Annotated in this window: 1 protein-coding gene; it reads left to right on the forward strand. The window is 54.7% G+C overall.

Annotated elements, in window-relative coordinates; all coding sequences use genetic code 11:
• Nucleotides 1-106 precede the first annotated feature (106 nt).
• Nucleotides 107-475, forward strand: a 369-nt coding sequence (locus GJ698_RS30255; RefSeq protein WP_371865482.1) for a helix-turn-helix domain-containing protein, incomplete at its 3' end; no start/stop codon positions are given.

Genomic DNA, 475 nt, shown 5'->3' on the forward strand with positions numbered 1-475 from the left:
TGTTGATTTGCACCGAAAACTGACCCACTTAGCCGCATAATTTGCATCGAAAATTGACCCACGTTTAGCACACAATCCTACTTATCTGAATGAGTAGGGGATCGGAGTGATTGACGTGGCATTACTAGGAATTATTAGGCGCTGGCATCTTCGCGACCAAGTCCCTTTGCGGGAGATTGCCAAGCGGCTAGGTATCTCTCGAAACACCGTCCGGCGCTATCTGCGCTCGGAAGCGACTGAGCCGGCCTACGCGGAGCGCCAATCGGCCAGCGCCATCGACCCATACGCCTTCCAGCTCTCAGGCTGGCTCAAGACCGAGGCGGCTAAATCACGCAAACAGCGACGCAGCTTAAAACAGCTTCACGAGGACCTATCCGAATTGGGATTTAAGGGATCTTACGATCGCGTGGCGGCATTCGCCAGGCAATGGAGGGAGGGTCAAACGGAGTGGGGCAATTCGGCGCGCAAACGAACA

Origin of the sequence: Duganella aquatilis (assembly GCF_009674565.1) — a bacterium.
Lineage (GTDB): Bacteria > Pseudomonadota > Gammaproteobacteria > Burkholderiales > Burkholderiaceae_D > Rugamonas > Rugamonas aquatilis.